This window comes from Pyramidobacter piscolens W5455, assembly GCF_000177335.1.
Taxonomy (GTDB): domain Bacteria; phylum Synergistota; class Synergistia; order Synergistales; family Dethiosulfovibrionaceae; genus Pyramidobacter; species Pyramidobacter piscolens.
Window position 1 is genome coordinate 43,894 of the sequence record NZ_ADFP01000135.1, and the last position, 13,088, is coordinate 56,981.

Below are 13,088 nucleotides of genomic sequence, written 5' to 3' on the forward strand. Positions count from 1 at the left end.
GATGGATATCAACAGGGCCCAGCGTTTGCTCGAACGCATGCTTTCTTGTGCCAAAGCCGGCGGAGCGCTGGCGGCGGAATGTGTCTGGTGCAGTTACGGCAGTCGCTCGTTTTCGGTCTGCGATGAGGCGCTGGAAAAAAGTCATGCTTCGATTTCCGATTGTCTCGGGCTGCGCATATTGGACCGGGAGCATCGCCAGGGCGTGGCAAGCCTTTATGATATCGACGACCACGCCGCCGCCGCGCTGTGTGAAGACGCTTTTCGCAATGCGCGGCATGGAGCCGCGGAGGACGACGTCGTTTTTGCGAGGACGCAGCCGACGGCTCCGGCGATTGATCTGGGCGTTTATGATCCTGATTTGGTCGCGTGGGATCCCCGGGAACAGATCGAACTCTGTATGGAAATGAGTCGTCGGGCCCGAGCTCTCGACCGGCGCGTGCGCAAGGTGCGCGATGCCAGTATTTTTATCGGCTGGGAAGAATCGCTGACGATCAACAGCTATGGCGTTTCCTGTCACGGCCGCTCCGCTACCGGCGAAACTGGCGTCACTCTGCTGGCGGAGGACGGCGAGGCCGTCGAGATTGGCGGAACAAGTGTGGACGGGCGTTCTCGGGCGGCGCTCTCTTCCCGGTTGCCGGTCGACGAGGCTGTCGCGCGCACGGTACGCCCGCTGCACGGTGAGCCTTTGCCGACGGGGCGCTATACGCTCATCCTTGAGCCGGAGGTCGTCGCTTCCTTTCTGGGCGCCCTGTCGGAGCTGTTCTTCGCCTCGAATGTCTGCAAGGGGCTGACGCTTCTGGCCGATAAAATGGGGGAACGGGTGGCTTCCCCCGTTGTGACGCTTGTGGACGACGGGCGGCTTTATAGCGGCATGGGAACGGCCGCCTGCGACGCCGAGTGCGTTGCCACGCAGCGGACGGTTCTGCTTGACCACGGCCGTCTCGTTTCCTGGCTGAGCAATCTGCAATACGGAAAACGTCTCGGAACAGTTTCGACGGGGAACGGCAGCCGCGGGCTTTCTTCTTTGCCCGACGTCGACGTGAGCAATCTGTTCGTCGTGCCTGGAACGCGTTCGGCGGAGGAACTTGCGGCGGTTTACGACGACTGCTTCTGTGTCACTGAGCTGATGGGGCTGCATACGGTTGACTCGGTCAGCGGGGATTTTTCGCTGGCGGCGCGAGGGCTGTATCGTAAGCACGGCGTTTTTCGTCCCGTCTCCGCGGTGACGATCGCCGGAAATCTGTGCGATTTCCTGCATAAAATTATTGAAGTAGGCGGCGATTTACGGTTCTACGACCGTTTCGGCGGCTGCACAATGGTGGTGGACGATATTGCGGTGGCTGGAAAATAAATGTTTGAACTTCGCGCTTGTCGTTTTCCTTTGCCTTCTGGCCGTTCCGAGTGCCGGCGCAAACATGTGGCAGTGGACCGGCGCCGGAGTATCCGGGAGCGCGGAGGTGAGGGAGTTTCATTCGCTCCGCATGGCGGCGGTGGATCAGATAGCGTCAGGCCTTGGATATCAGACCCGGCAGGAAAAAGAGGAACTGGTCGTGCAGGCTCCCGTCGGGCTGCGCTTCGTGCGCGGCGCGGCGGTCGTGTGGATTGGTTACAGCGTCGTCGCTCTGCCGGCACGGGCGCGCATGGAGGACGGGCACTGGTGGGTTGATACTGACACGGTATTGAGCGTGTTCTCGCAATTTCTGAAGAGAAACGGGCGAAACGCGGCGCTGCAATGGTCAGGAACGGGAAAGCGGCAAACGCCCCCGGCGGAGCGGAAAACGGTCGATCGGAAGAAAACGCCCGCCAACGACGCGTCACAGCGGCAATCCCTGCGGCAGGGACAGCAAAAGGCGCAGGACCTTCCCCGGCTGAAGGCGCTGAGATGGGGCGGCGATCATGCCGATGCGCGGGCTGTCATCGATCTCGAGGGCTCCGCCGAACCTTCGTATACTGTTCAGGATGAAACGTTGACCGTGGTGCTTGCGCCGATAAATGCCTCGCGGAGGCGCGAGCTCAAATCCGCGCGTTCCGACATAACCCTGTCGGTTAAAAACGACGCCACGGCGCGGCTGGATTTTTCTTTTCCCGGCAGAACGGTCAAAGTCTTCATATTGAGCGATCCTTACCGTCTTGTCATGGATTTCAAACTGGACGACAAAACCTCGCGTCGAAACGAGGACGAGAAATTTTCCGCGAGGGACGGAAGTCAGAAGGATGATAAGATCCTGAGCGCAAAAGGCGGAGAGGACAAAGCCCGTGAAAAAAAGCCGCCTTCTCCGGCGCCGCGCTCCCGCAAGGGCAAGAAGCTCGTCGTCATCGACGCGGGACACGGCGGCAAGGATCCCGGCGCCATGGCGCACGGCTATCGGGAGAAAGACCTCGCCTTGCAGATTGCCAAGCGGGTGGCGAAAGAACTGCGTTCGCGAGCGGTGACCGTGCGGATGACCCGGGAAGGGGATACCTATCCCACGCTGCGGGAACGCACGCAGATGGCGAACGACTGGAAAGCGGACGTGTTTATCAGCATCCACCTCAACGCTTTGCCCAAAGGGCGCCATTCCAAAGGCGTGGAGATCTACATCATGGCTCTGCCGACCGACAAAGACGCCATGACGCTGGCGAAAATCGAAAACGCCGAGATAGCCGAGGACAGTTCCGGCAAGAAGGGATCGTCGGACAAGAGAACTGAAATGTTGCTGTCGATCTTGGGCAACATGCAGCAGAATGCCAAGATCGACGAAAGTACCGACCTGGCCGAGGAGCTGTTCAAAGCGGGGCAGGAGAGCCGGCTGGACATGAAGCGGGTCGCTCAGGCGCCTTTCTGGGTGCTGCGCGGCGCGGTCATGCCGTCGGTGCTGATCGAGACGGGATTCATCACTGAGCTGTCGGAAGCGAAGCGTTTGGCGCAGCCGGCGTATCAGCAGCGAATGGCGGAATCGATTGCATCAGGTATAATAAATTTCATCAACCGTTAATTCCCGAAAGTTCTTGGGAAAGAGATCCTATTTGAGGAGTGATCGACAGTGAACGATGAAATCTCGCGCCGACCGCGAATGCCCGACCGTGAGGAATATTATCAGCCGCGGCGGCGCGCGCCGTTTTTTCTGCGCGTGCTGGCGCAGCTGAGCGTGATGGTGATCTTTCTGGCGGCAGGTTATTATGGGGCCGATCTGTTTTTGAAGATGCTTGACCGCAAGAACGTGCTCAAACAGGAAAATATCGTCTCCAATACGGAGGACCTGCAGCGTCTCCTGGCGGCCGGGGATTCGAACGACAGCGTCGTGGGGCCGCGCAAAGAGCTTGTGGTATACCCGCTCGGGCGCGACGGCATGGTGAAAGCCAGCATGAAGGTCCTGTCCGAAGTGCAGGAAGACGAGATCGTCCAGGCCGTGAACGCGGTCTTCCGGGAATCTTCGGAAAGCTGGGCCAACGTGATCGAAGCGAAACACGTCTATCGCGACGGCATCGCCGTTTATCTTGATCTGCCGCAGGGCTTCGCCGCCGGCCTGGGAAAGATGTCCGAAGAGCGCGCTTTGCTGATGCTGACGGGAATCGTGCGCACGGTCGTGGAGAATTTCCTGCCGGTCAAACAGGTCTATTTCCTTCAGGAAGGCCGCTGGGTGCAGAACGTCGGCTCGATTCGCCTTTCCGACCCCTGGGGATTGGAAAACGCGAACGGCTGAATGAGAGGTCAGCGCGCAGAAAACGCTCGTGCGCGCTGATCTTGTATTTTTCAAAATTGCCGAGGACAGAGAAAAACTGTCCATCGTTTATGGAGGCGAAAGAGATTCATACTTTGACGAGAGAACGGGCTGACGCGCTTCGCCCCGTGACCATGGAACGAAACTGGAACGTTTACGCCGAAGGCTCCTGCGTGATTTCCTGCGGGCGCACCAGAGTGCTCTGCACGGCTACGGTGGAGGACAAAGTGCCGCCCTTTTTGCGCGGACAGGGCAAAGGCTGGGTGACGGCCGAATATTCGTTGTTGCCGCGCTCGACGATGACGCGCGTGCCGCGGGATTCCACAAAAGGGCGGATCAACGGACGCAGCCAGGAAATCCAGCGCCTCATCGGCCGTTCTCTGCGCGCCGCCGTGGATCTTGACGCGCTGGGCGAGCGCTGCGTCACGCTCGACTGCGACGTGATCCAAGCGGACGGCGGCACGCGCACCGCTTCGATCACCGGCGCCTATGTGGCGCTGGTCGACGCGCTGCGCTGGCTGCGCGGACAGGGGGCTTTCGAAAAATTGCCGCTCAAATCACCGGTGGCGGCCGTCAGCGTCGGAAAAGTGCGGGGGCAGCTGCTGCTGGATCTGTGTTACGAGGAAGACAGCACCGCCGAGGTCGATTTCAACGTCGTCATGAACGGACAGGGCGATTTTATCGAAGTGCAGGGAACGGGCGAAGGCGGCGTCTTCTCCCGCGAGGAGATGGCGGGGATGCTCGATCTGGCGTCGGCGGGGATCCACGAACTGATGGCGCTGCAGCGGCATGTGCTGCGGTGGGCTGACGAGGAGGTCCGTAAATGATCGTGATGGACGGCGTTTCACTGCAAAAATTGGTGATCGCCAGCGGCAACCGGCACAAGTACGAAGAGTTCTGCGCTCTTCTCGCGCCGCTCGGGATCGAGCTGATCTTCGGCGGCGGTTGCGAACGCCCGCTGAACGTGGAGGAGACCGGCGCCACTTTTCTGGAAAACGCGGCGCTGAAAGCCTGCGCCTGGGCAAAACATACGGGGCTGCCCGCCATCAGCGACGACAGCGGCATCGAAGTGCGCGCGCTGGACTGGCGGCCGGGCATTTATTCTTCGCGTGTCGGCGGCGAAGACGACGAAGCCTGCCGCCAGTGGCTGATCGCCAACATGGCCGACAAGTCGGACCGTTTCGCCCGCTACGCTGCGGCGCTCGTGCTGGCCTTTCCCGACGGAAGCGTTCATTGGCGGACGCTGGCCTACTGCAACGGCCGCGTGATTCAGGAGAAGCGCGGCGGGAACGGCTTCGGCTACGACCCGCTTTTCATTCCCGAAGGATATGACCTGACGTTCGGCGAGCTGCCGGCGGAGACGAAAGCGAAATTGTCGCACCGGGCCAAGGCGTCGCAGGCTTTTATCGAAATGCTGCACGGCCTGAAAAGCTGAAAAGTCAGGCGCGCAGACATGCCTCTTGAGGTCGCCCCGCTGGACGATTTTCCCCCGGCGGAATTTTGTGGTAGAATCATTCGGAATTCATCGGGTAAGATGGATACGAAAAACTCAGTAAAAATTTTCGGAGGTGCGCTCCAGTGAAAACTTTTCTTGCGATTGTCCAGATTCTCCTGTGCGTGGTGCTGATGATCGTGGTCATGCTTCAGCCGCGCAAACAGGGCCGCGGCGGTATCTTCGGCGGAGCAACGCTGGCCGATCCTACGGCCAACCAGTGGTCCCGCTTTTCCGGCCTGTCCAAGATCACCGTGGTCGTCTGCGCTCTGTTCATGCTCAATTCCCTTGTTCTGATCGTTCTCTAAATACGAAAGAGATCCGTGTTCAATGTCAACTGCAAGCATCGAAACTTTGAAAGACGTCGCGTCGGTAGAAGTTTCCCCTGACCGTCTGCCCAGCGCAACGCATGAGGAAATTCTCAACGGTCTGACCACGGACATTTATTTCATCAGGACCCGCGATCTGCTTGACCATATGGGGCTTCTCAACACCCCGGTCGTGGCGGAGGTATTCGCCCGCCGCAGCGGCATTTTCGCCGGCGCGGAGGAGACGGCGCGCCTTCTCCGCGGGAAAAACGTCCGCATCGACGCCGTTCCCGAGGGCACGCCTTTCAAGCCGAAAGATACGCTGATGCGCCTGACCGGGCCGTACGGCGCTTTCGGCATGTACGAGACCACGCTGCTGGGCATGCTGGCGTCTTCGACCAGCTGGGCGACGGCGGCCCGCGAGTGCGTCGAAGCCGCGGACGGCAAGCCCGTACTCTGTTTCGGCGCGCGGCACGTTCATCCCGCGGTCGCGCCCGTGATGGAGCGTATCGCCGTGAAAGTCGGCGGCTGCGCCGGGGCCAGCTGTATCCTCGGCGCCAAACTGCTGGGACAGAACCCTTCCGGCACCATTCCTCACGCGGCGATCCTGATGGCCGGTGACACGCTCAAACTGGCTAAAGTGTACGACGAGATCACGCCGGCCGGCGAAACGCGCGTCGTGCTCGTCGATACGTTCAAGGACGAGAGCGAAGAAGCGCTCCGCGTCGCCCAGGCGCTTGGGCCGCATCTTGGCGCCATTCGTCTGGACACGCCCAGCGAGCGCGGCGGCGTTACTCCCGAATTGATCCGCGAGGTCCGTTACCGCCTCGACATGGCCGGGTTTAAACACGTCAAGATCGTCGCGACGGGCGGCTTGACGCCCGAGCGGATCCGCGTCCTTTCCGAGGCCGGAGCCGACACTTTCGGCGTGGGCAGCTACATCTGCCACGGCGCTCAGATCGACATGACGCTCGATCTCAAAGAAGTTGACGGAAAACCCGTGGCAAAACGAGGCAGATTGCCCGGACCACTGGACAATCCGCTGCTTGTGAGAGTATAATATCCAATTGTGAGAAACGCGCCTCCTCGTTCGAGCTCTGGTAGAGTTGTCACACACTTCCCTACGGCCTCTGATCGATGAAGTGACGGTTGCGCTCCAAACACTGGATCATCTTGGGTTCCCCAGAGCCCGGCGGTCCGATCTCATGCAGTATCTCAAAACAAGAATGTAAAAGGAGAGTGTTTCGAATGACCGGCAACCGGACATTCATGGCTCGCAAAGAGACCGTTCAGCGGAACTGGTTTCTGATCGACGCCACCGGCGTCCCCGCGGGACGTTTGGCTTCGCGCGTCGCTCTGATCCTCACGGGCAAGAACAAGCCCATCTATACGCCTCACGTCGATACGGGGGACTTCGTCGTCATCATCAACGCCGACAAGGTCGGCCTGACCGGCAACAAACTGGAGACTTCCAAGGTCCATTCCTACAGCGGCTTTCCCGGCGGATTCAAGGAAATGACCTACGGCGAGGCGATGAAGCGCAGCTCTGTGCGCCTGCTTGAGCGTATCATCAAGGGAATGCTTCCCAAACACAATCATCTGAACTTCGGGCGCAAGCTGAAAGTCTACGCCGGCGCCAATCATCCTCACGCGGCCCAGAAGCCCGTGACGATCACTCTGTAAAGAAGGAGGAGATTCGATGGCTACTTCTTATTACTGGGGTACGGGGCGCCGCAAGAACGCGATCGCCCGCGTCCATATCGCCGCCGGCGAAGGCAAGTTCCTGGTCAACGGCCGCGAGACCGCCGAGTACTTCCCTCGCCACAACTGGCTGAGCGGCGCTCTGTCTCCTCTGGTCGTGACGGGGCTCGAGGGCAAGGTCGACGTATTCGTCAACGCCCAGGGCGGCGGCCTCACCGGCCAGTCCGGCGCGATCAGCCTCGGCTTGGCCCGCGCGCTTCTGAAGATGAATCCCGATCTTCGTCCCGTGCTGAAGAAGGCGGGGCTCCTTACCCGCGACCCGCGCATGGTCGAACGCAAAAAGTTCGGTCAAAAGGGCGCCCGCGCGAAGTTCCAGTTCAGCAAGCGTTAATTTTTTTTCGACAGAAAAGCAGTCCGGTACATGTGCGCCGGGCTGCTTTTTTCATGTCTGCCTCTTGACACGGAGCGCGTGAAGAGTATAATTCTTTCCATTCTTAATGAATTCCTCGATAGCTCAGTCGGCAGAGCGGGTGACTGTTAATCACTAGGTCGCAGGTTCAAGTCCTGCTCGAGGAGCCAGAAAACTGAAGGCCCTGACGCAAAAAAACGTCAGGGCCTTTTCGTATGCGGACTTTTCGGCGTGCGGAAATTTTTACAGCAGCGATTCCCAGTCGAGGGTGAGCGAGCCGTCTTCCCTGACCACGCAGGGGACGCCGACGAAGTGTTCTTGACGAGCTTCGGCGAAGACGTCTTCCGTGTCGCGCAGTTTGAGAAACTCTTTCAGCGTCTTGATGTCGGCGTCGATGTCGCGGAATTCGAAATCGACGCCGCGCGCTTTGTACTCGCGCAGCGCGTCGACGGTGTCGGGGCAGTTCATGGTGCCATAGACGATGACTTTCATGGAAAATTCCTCCTTGGAATGAAATGGGCACGCTTCAACAAAAACGGCAATTTACCGAACCGGCGGGAAAAGTTCGAGCTGCTTCTCGCCGGATTCCCCGAGCGCTTTCTGAACGAGGCGCTTCAAGCCGGCCGGCATGGGGAAATCGGCCAGCTCATCCGCGGAAAACGCATCGCACCCGGCCGGCGGCTGCAGCATGCGGCAGCTCCACAGATGAAGGCGCACCTGCCAGCACGTGAACTTCAAAGTCTCTTCCAGCTCAAGGTCGAGACATGGGGCGGTAAGCCGCAGCTCGGCGGTCAGCCGGGAAAGACAGCTTTCGGCGCTTTCGTCCGCCTCGCCGCGGAGCCATGGGATCTCGTAAAATCTGGACCACAAACCGCCGGCGGGGCGGCGGCGCACGGCGCAGCCATGGGGGACGAGGATCAGCAGCGCCGCGCCGCGGCGCCGCTCGACAACGTTCCGGCGCGTGCTGACGGGACGCTGCGCCTGCGTGCCGGCCGCCTGTGCGGCACACAGGCGGCTGACGGGGCATTGGCCGCATTGGCAGGTCGTTCCCGGCGTGCAGACGGTCGCTCCCAATTCCATGAACGCTTGAGTCAAAATATGCGGCGAGCCCAGCTTCAAAATGGCCGCGGCGTGGGCGGCGATCAGCGCCGTCCCTTTGGCCCTGGCGGGGTCATCCGGCATGTCCAGCAGCCTCGAGAACACGCGCCTGACGTTGCCGTCGATGGCCGGGACCGGCAAGTCGAAAGCGATGGAACAGACGGCGCCGACGGTGTACGGTCCCAGTCCGGGGAGCGAGCGCAGGAATTCTTCGTCGGCGGGCAGCGTTTTCAGTCCGGCCCCGCTGACGAGCCGAGCGGCGCGGCGGAGGTTGCGGGCGCGGCTGTAATAGCCCAGCCCCTGCCAGCAGGCCAGAACGTCGTCTTCGCTTGCCGAAGCGAGCGACGTCAGCGTGGGAAAACGTTCCATCCAGCGCGCGTAAAAGCTTTTCACCCGTTCGACCTGGGTCTGCTGGAGCATGGCTTCGGAGACGAGGATATGGTAGGGATCGCGGTCGAGGCGCCAGGGCAGGTCGCGCTTGTGGGAATTGTACCATGCGGTCAGCGCTTCGGCGGCTTCGAGATGAAACTTTTCGGCGCTCATCGGCGGGGCGCATTCCGCGGGGCGGCCGCAGCGTCGCCTTGCGAAGAAAAAAGTTGGCGGGCGGTGAAATGGCGTTTGGGCACGTGAATGACCTCTGGCATAGTTCTGGAATGAAAGCGAAGCAACGCTATTATATCAGCCTCCGCGTTTCGGAGAACAATGATTTGCGACAAAACGCGCCGGCGCCGCCATTTTTTTGCCGCCGTGTAGTAGAATAAGTAAGTTGGGAGGTGGACTGATGCATGAGTTCTCGCTGGTGAAGGCGGTCATCGATTCCGTCGAGTCTTTGGCGGAAGAGAACGGCTGGAAGAGAATAGAAAAAGTGACGCTGCGCATCGGCGCCATGCGTCAGGTCGTGCCGGAGATCATGAGATTTGCCTTTGCGGCGGCGTCTCGGGATTCGCGGCTGCAGGGCGCGGAATTGGACATCGAGGCGGTTCCGATTCTCGTCTGCTGTCCGCGCTGCGGCCGCAAGTGGGGCGAAGAACGCATGAGCGTGCTGTGCCCCTTCTGCGGTTCGCCCGACGCGCAGATGGAGCAGGGCATGGAACTGAACATTGATTCGATCGAGGTGGAAGACGATGACACGAAAAAAAATTGACGTACAGCAGGCCGTTATGGCGGCGGATCTGGGCTACGCGCAGAAAATCAGGGAGCTTCTCGCCGAAAAGGGAGTCCTGATGGTCAATCTGATCGGTTCTCCCGGCTCCGGCAAAACGATGCTGCTGGAGCGGACGCTGACCGGCCTCGATCTGAAGTGCGCCGTGATCGAAGGCGACGTGGCCACCGACCGCGACGCGCAGCGGATCAGGGCGACCGGCACGCCCAGCGTGCAGATCAACACGAACGGCGGCTGCCACCTGGAAGCGAATTGGGTGGCCGACACGCTGGAACAGCTGCCGCTCGACGAACTCGATCTGATCTTCGTGGAAAACGTGGGCAACCTGGTCTGCCCCGCCGAGTTCGATATCGGCGAAGACTGCAAGGTGGCCGTCTCCAGCCTGCCCGAAGGTTCCGACAAGCCGCTCAAGTACCCGCTGCTTTTCTCCGAAGCGGGCGCCGTCGTGCTGACGAAAATCGATCTGAAACCGTACGTCGATTTTGACGAGACGCTTTACTGGGACGACGTCACGCGCCTCAACCCCAAGGCGCGCCGCCTGCGCCTGTCCAGCGTCAGCGGCGAAGGCCTGGAGTTCTGGATCAAGATGCTGTACGACTGGCGCGAGGCGAAAAAGTCTTGTCGAGAAGTATGATGGGACGGCCGGGAATGTATGAGGAACGCAGATGACCGATTCCGAAAAATTGTTAAAAGGCCTGAACGAGGCTCAGCGCGAAGCCGTGACCTTCACGGGCGCGCCGCAGCTCGTGCTGGCCGGGGCGGGAAGCGGCAAGACCCGCGTGCTGACGAGTAAGATCGCCTGGCTGATCGCCGCGCAGAACGTCAAACCGTGGCGCGTGCTGGCGGTGACTTTTACCAACAAGGCGGCGCGGGAAATGAGCGAACGCGTCGAAAAACTGTTGGGCGGATCGCTGGGCGGCGCCCAGATCTGCACGTTTCACTCCTACGGTTTGAACCTGCTTTTCCGCAACCGCGAGCTGCTGCGCGACCGGGGCTACAACCCCAGCTTCGTGATCTACGACCGTTCCGATTCCCTGACGGCCGTCAAACACGTCATGCAGGAACTGAACATCGACACCGAGAAATTCGCGCCCTCGTGGGCGCTGAACAGGATCTCGGAGATCAAATCTTCCGCCGACCCCGCTTCGGTGCAGTTTTCCGCCTACGACAACTTCATGGGCGACGTGTACGAAAAATACTCGCAGGCGCTCAGGGAGCAGGGCGCGTTCGATTTCGACGACCTGATCGCGGTGCCTCTGGCCCTGCTGAAAAGCGATCCCGAACTGCTCGAGCGGGAGCGGGAGCGCCTGCAGTGGGTGCTCGTCGACGAATATCAGGACGTCAACGGCTCGCAGTATCAGATGATGAGGCTGCTCGTCGGCGGTTCGAACAACCTGATGGTCGTGGGCGACCCCGACCAGTCCATCTACGGCTGGCGCGGCGCGAATTACGCCACGATCATGAACTTCGAGCGCGATTTCCCCAACGCCCGGGTAACGTTGCTGGAGCAGAACTACCGTTCCACCGCCATGATCCTCGACGCCTCGAATCAACTGATCCGGCACAACAAAAACCGTCGCGAGAAAAACCTGCGCACAAACCGGGAAGAAGGGCAGAAAGTCGGCGTCTGGTATCTGCGCGACGAAAAAGCGGAGGCCGAAGCGCTGGCGCGGGAGATCGTCGGCCTCACCGCGGCGTATCATTACGGCGACATCGCCGTCCTTTACCGCATGAACGCCCTCAGCCGCGTGCTCGAACAGGCCCTGATCGAGGCTGGCATCCCGTATCGCATCGTGCGCGGCACCAGCTTCTACGACCGCAAGGAAGTCCGCGACGTCGTCGCGTTTATGCGCCTGGCCGTCAACCCGTGGGATCTCGTGGCCCTGAACCGCGTCGGCAACCTGCCGGCACGCGCTCTTGGCCCGAAGAGCCTCGAGAAGCTCGGCGTCTGGATGCGGGAAAACGCCAAAGGCGCGGCGGAAGACGTGTGGGGAACCGTGAAAGCGAAAAAAGGCGGCCTGACCGGCAAAGCCGCCGAAGGCGCCGTGCAGCTGGCCGACCACATGCTGACGCTGCTGGAGCGCCAGCACAGCCTGCCGCTGGTGCTCGATTGGATCTTGAACGGCGTTGGTTATGAGAATCTGTTGATGAAAGCCGAACCCGCCGATTGGGAAGAACGGGTGGAGAACGTGCGCGAGCTGCTCTCCGTCGCGCCGGAAGGGGAAAATCTCGCCGAAGTGCTGGACCAGGTCTCGCTCTACACCGACATGGACACGCAGAACGAAACGCGCGACGCCGTCAATCTGTCGTCGCTTCACGCCGCCAAGGGGCTCGAATTTCCCGTCGTTTTCATGACCGGCATGGAGGAGGGGATTTTCCCTCACAGCCGCAGTTCCGACAGCCAGGAAGAGTTGGAGGAAGAACGTCGTCTCTGCTACGTCGGCATGACGCGCGCCGAAGAAAAACTCTATATGAGCGGCGCGCGTCAGCGCCGTCTGTTCGGCGTCGTGCTGCGGGAAGGTTTTTCGCGCTTCCTGGCCGAGCTGCCCGACGAATGTACGGAAGTTTTCGAGCAGAAGGAGGAACCCGAACGCTATGGCTACGGTCGCTATCGCCCTTACCGGCGAGCCGGGCGCTGGTAAGTCCACGGCGGCGCAGTGGTTCCGCGCCCGCGGCGCCGCGCTGCTGGACGCCGACGGGATCGTCCGCGGACTCTGGGACGGCGGCGAGCTGCCGGAAAAGGCTCGCGCCCGCTGGGGAGAATCGGTGTTCGGCGCCGACGGGAAGATCGACAAAAAAGCCGTCGCGGCGCGAGTCTTCGCCGACGACGAAGAGTATCGCTGGCTCTGCCGCGTTACCCATCCCGTCGTTTTGGCCAGGATGGGGGCGGCTCTGCCGGAAGACGGCGTCGTCGTGGCCGAGATCCCCATGTTGTTCGAGGCGGGGCGCCCCGACTGGGTGGACAAAGTGCTGTTCATGGCCGCCGCTCCGCGGCTCCGCGCGGAACGCAACCGCTTCCGCGGGCTCGACGAGGCCGAACTGGCGCGGCGGGAACGGTTCTTTATGGATCGCGAGCGCCGTATGGCGCTGTCCGACTGGGTAATCTGCAACGACGGTTCCATGGAGAATCTTGAAGCGCAATTGGAAAAAATCTGGCGGGAAATCCAAGCGCTGCGATCCCGCCGTGAAGCGCAAACTGACTGTTGAAAAGGTGAAT

General features: G+C 60.8%; 15 protein-coding genes and 1 tRNA gene. 14 read left to right on the top strand and 2 right to left on the bottom strand.

The window, feature by feature from the left end; translation table 11 throughout:
• The first annotated feature begins 1 nt into the window (after position 1).
• The 10 genes from HMPREF7215_RS11750 to HMPREF7215_RS11795 all read left to right on the top strand — a co-directional run bounded on the left by HMPREF7215_RS11750 (position 2) and on the right by HMPREF7215_RS11795 (position 7,781).
• On the top strand, positions 2 to 1,351 hold the full coding sequence (locus tag HMPREF7215_RS11750; protein ID WP_009166140.1) for a TldD/PmbA family protein: 1,350 nt from the start codon (positions 2 to 4) through the stop codon (positions 1,349 to 1,351).
• Between the two features lie 106 nt (positions 1,352 to 1,457).
• Positions 1,458 to 2,975, top strand: coding sequence for an N-acetylmuramoyl-L-alanine amidase family protein (locus HMPREF7215_RS11755; protein ID WP_198004615.1), 1,518 nt, complete (start codon positions 1,458 to 1,460; stop codon positions 2,973 to 2,975).
• A gap of 48 nt (positions 2,976 to 3,023) precedes the next feature.
• Positions 3,024 to 3,683, top strand: coding sequence for a GerMN domain-containing protein (locus tag HMPREF7215_RS11760; RefSeq protein WP_009166142.1), 660 nt, complete (start codon positions 3,024 to 3,026; stop codon positions 3,681 to 3,683).
• 89 nt (positions 3,684 to 3,772) lie between these two features.
• A complete protein-coding gene (gene rph, locus HMPREF7215_RS11765; RefSeq protein WP_009166143.1) occupies positions 3,773 to 4,528 on the top strand; it encodes a ribonuclease PH in 756 nt (251 codons plus the stop codon).
• Positions 4,525 to 5,136: an RdgB/HAM1 family non-canonical purine NTP pyrophosphatase gene (rdgB, locus tag HMPREF7215_RS11770; protein WP_009166144.1), complete on the top strand. Its 612-nt coding sequence runs from the start codon at positions 4,525 to 4,527 to the stop codon at positions 5,134 to 5,136. The genes rph and rdgB overlap by 4 nt, the downstream gene beginning before the upstream one ends.
• Positions 5,137 to 5,279: 143 nt before the next feature.
• Complete coding sequence (gene secG / locus HMPREF7215_RS11775; protein ID WP_009166145.1) at positions 5,280 to 5,501, top strand: preprotein translocase subunit SecG; 222 nt, start codon at positions 5,280 to 5,282, stop codon at positions 5,499 to 5,501.
• A 22-nt stretch (positions 5,502 to 5,523) separates the two neighbouring features.
• Positions 5,524 to 6,561 carry a nicotinate phosphoribosyltransferase gene (locus tag HMPREF7215_RS11780; protein ID WP_009166146.1) on the top strand — a complete coding sequence of 346 codons (1,038 nt, stop codon included), beginning with the start codon at positions 5,524 to 5,526 and terminating at the stop codon, positions 6,559 to 6,561.
• Between the two features lie 188 nt (positions 6,562 to 6,749).
• Positions 6,750 to 7,184 carry a 50S ribosomal protein L13 gene (rplM, locus tag HMPREF7215_RS11785; protein WP_009166147.1) on the top strand — a complete coding sequence of 145 codons (435 nt, stop codon included), beginning with the start codon at positions 6,750 to 6,752 and terminating at the stop codon, positions 7,182 to 7,184.
• A gap of 16 nt (positions 7,185 to 7,200) precedes the next feature.
• Complete coding sequence (rpsI, locus tag HMPREF7215_RS11790) at positions 7,201 to 7,593, top strand: 30S ribosomal protein S9 (RefSeq protein ID WP_009166148.1); 393 nt, start codon at positions 7,201 to 7,203, stop codon at positions 7,591 to 7,593.
• Positions 7,594 to 7,705: 112 nt separating this feature from the next.
• Positions 7,706 to 7,781, top strand: a tRNA-Asn gene (locus tag HMPREF7215_RS11795).
• 73 nt (positions 7,782 to 7,854) lie between these two features.
• On the opposite strand, the gene HMPREF7215_RS11800 is transcribed toward HMPREF7215_RS11795, so the two are convergent.
• On the bottom strand, positions 7,855 to 8,103 hold the full coding sequence (locus HMPREF7215_RS11800) for a hypothetical protein (RefSeq protein WP_009166149.1): 249 nt from the start codon (positions 8,101 to 8,103) through the stop codon (positions 7,855 to 7,857).
• A 51-nt stretch (positions 8,104 to 8,154) separates the two neighbouring features.
• Positions 8,155 to 9,252, bottom strand: coding sequence for an A/G-specific adenine glycosylase (locus HMPREF7215_RS11805; protein ID WP_009166150.1), 1,098 nt, complete (start codon positions 9,250 to 9,252; stop codon positions 8,155 to 8,157).
• A gap of 238 nt (positions 9,253 to 9,490) precedes the next feature.
• Here HMPREF7215_RS11805 and hypA point away from each other — a divergent pair, with 238 nt between their 5' ends.
• Genes hypA through coaE form a run of 4 tightly spaced genes read left to right on the top strand, consistent with a single transcriptional unit; the run spans position 9,491 to position 13,078 of the window.
• Positions 9,491 to 9,853 carry a hydrogenase maturation nickel metallochaperone HypA gene (hypA, locus tag HMPREF7215_RS11810; RefSeq protein ID WP_009166151.1) on the top strand — a complete coding sequence of 121 codons (363 nt, stop codon included), beginning with the start codon at positions 9,491 to 9,493 and terminating at the stop codon, positions 9,851 to 9,853.
• Complete coding sequence (hypB, locus tag HMPREF7215_RS11815) at positions 9,834 to 10,505, top strand: hydrogenase nickel incorporation protein HypB (protein WP_156797555.1); 672 nt, start codon at positions 9,834 to 9,836, stop codon at positions 10,503 to 10,505. The genes hypA and hypB overlap by 20 nt, the downstream gene beginning before the upstream one ends.
• 31 nt (positions 10,506 to 10,536) lie before the next feature.
• Positions 10,537 to 12,513, top strand: a complete 1,977-nt coding sequence (locus HMPREF7215_RS11820) for an ATP-dependent helicase (RefSeq protein ID WP_009166153.1) — start codon at positions 10,537 to 10,539, stop codon at positions 12,511 to 12,513.
• Positions 12,467 to 13,078 carry a dephospho-CoA kinase gene (gene coaE / locus HMPREF7215_RS11825; protein ID WP_009166154.1) on the top strand — a complete coding sequence of 204 codons (612 nt, stop codon included), beginning with the start codon at positions 12,467 to 12,469 and terminating at the stop codon, positions 13,076 to 13,078. The genes HMPREF7215_RS11820 and coaE overlap by 47 nt, the downstream gene beginning before the upstream one ends.
• The last annotated feature ends 10 nt before the right edge of the window (positions 13,079 to 13,088 follow it).

Bases quoted from the DNA above. Each gene is read 5' to 3' on its own strand.
- HMPREF7215_RS11750 (WP_009166140.1), top strand. From the start codon at position 2: ATGGATATCAACAGGGCCCAGCGTTTGCTCGAACGCATGCTTTCTTGT.
- rph (WP_009166143.1), top strand. From the start codon at position 3,773: ATGGAGGCGAAAGAGATTCATACTTTGACGAGAGAACGGGCTGACGCG.
- rdgB (WP_009166144.1), top strand. From the start codon at position 4,525: ATGATCGTGATGGACGGCGTTTCACTGCAAAAATTGGTGATCGCCAGC.
- HMPREF7215_RS11780 (WP_009166146.1), top strand. From the start codon at position 5,524: ATGTCAACTGCAAGCATCGAAACTTTGAAAGACGTCGCGTCGGTAGAA.
- rplM (WP_009166147.1), top strand. From the start codon at position 6,750: ATGACCGGCAACCGGACATTCATGGCTCGCAAAGAGACCGTTCAGCGG.
- rpsI (WP_009166148.1), top strand. From the start codon at position 7,201: ATGGCTACTTCTTATTACTGGGGTACGGGGCGCCGCAAGAACGCGATC.
- HMPREF7215_RS11800 (WP_009166149.1), bottom strand. From the start codon at position 8,103: ATGAAAGTCATCGTCTATGGCACCATGAACTGCCCCGACACCGTCGAC.
- HMPREF7215_RS11805 (WP_009166150.1), bottom strand. From the start codon at position 9,252: ATGAGCGCCGAAAAGTTTCATCTCGAAGCCGCCGAAGCGCTGACCGCA.
- hypA (WP_009166151.1), top strand. From the start codon at position 9,491: ATGCATGAGTTCTCGCTGGTGAAGGCGGTCATCGATTCCGTCGAGTCT.
- hypB (WP_156797555.1), top strand. From the start codon at position 9,834: ATGACACGAAAAAAAATTGACGTACAGCAGGCCGTTATGGCGGCGGAT.
- HMPREF7215_RS11820 (WP_009166153.1), top strand. From the start codon at position 10,537: ATGACCGATTCCGAAAAATTGTTAAAAGGCCTGAACGAGGCTCAGCGC.
- coaE (WP_009166154.1), top strand. From the start codon at position 12,467: ATGGCTACGGTCGCTATCGCCCTTACCGGCGAGCCGGGCGCTGGTAAG.